Raw genomic sequence first — 911 nt, 5'->3', positions numbered from 1 at the left:
GGGCGAGCGGCATAGGCCTGCGCCGCCGCCTGCGGCATGGCCTCGCCCCATTGGCTCGTCCAGCGCTCCACCACCTCGGCCGGGAGGGTCGGCGGGTCGGGCAGCACCGGGGCGCTGCGCGTCACCGTGCCGAACACGCCATGGACCAGCTTGCGCGGGCCGCCGTCGACCAGCGGCAGGGCGGTGGCGATGGCGGCATGGGGCGGCGTGTCCATGCGCAACGTCTGGGCGAGCGCGATGCGCAGCACCATCCGCGCCTTGGCGTCGTCGGGCAGGCGCTGGCGGGTGGCCCCGTCGATCAGCGCGTCGAGATCGGGCAGGTGGCGCAGCACTTCGGCGGCGATGGCATGGACCTGGCCGCGATCGGCCGGGGGCAGCCCCTGCGCCGCGCCATGCAGCGCCAGTTCCAATGGGTCGCCCCGGCGCAACACCGCATCGAGCAGCCGCAGCGCGGCGCGGCGCGCGGGAAAACCGGGGACATCATCGGGACGGGGCGTGGAGCGGCGGGGCATCAGCGGCCACTACGCGCTTTCGCCGCCGGGGTCATCCCTCAAAGAAAGCGGGAGCCGATGACGCCGATGGCCAGGAAAATGATGATCCAGACGAAGACGCCGATCCATAGCGCGACCCAGTCGGACCGGCGCGGCCGGGCGTCGGCTCCCCTGGGCACGGTCCGCAGCGAGGATGGGATGCGGATGCCGCCCAGGGTCGTCATACGGATCAGGCGTCGACCCACGCCATGGAAGAAACGCGCACTATGGCCGGAGAAAACATGCTCGACGGTCAGGTCGATGACCAGCCCGCCGGCCTGGCGCACGACCACGCCCGCCAGGTTGACGACCACCTCGCCAATTTCATCGACGGGCATCAGCGCCCATGGGGATCGAGCGCGCTGCGGCGGCGCGGGGGCG

2 protein-coding genes are annotated in these 911 nt (G+C 72.4%); both read right to left on the bottom strand.

Going from position 1 to position 911, the window contains the following annotated elements; translation table 11 throughout:
* Positions 1-512: transcription antitermination factor NusB (locus C100_RS33135; RefSeq protein WP_024019331.1), on the bottom strand; the 512-nt coding region annotated here is incomplete at its 3' end.
* Positions 513-550: 38 nt separating this feature from the next.
* Positions 551-911: hypothetical protein (locus tag C100_RS33130; protein ID WP_037530054.1), on the bottom strand; the 361-nt coding region annotated here is incomplete at its 5' end.

This window comes from Sphingobium sp. C100 (assembly GCF_000508185.1).
GTDB lineage: Bacteria > Pseudomonadota > Alphaproteobacteria > Sphingomonadales > Sphingomonadaceae > Sphingobium.
The sequence above is the reverse complement of the archived record's forward strand: the minus strand, read 5'-3'. Positions and strand labels throughout refer to the sequence as shown.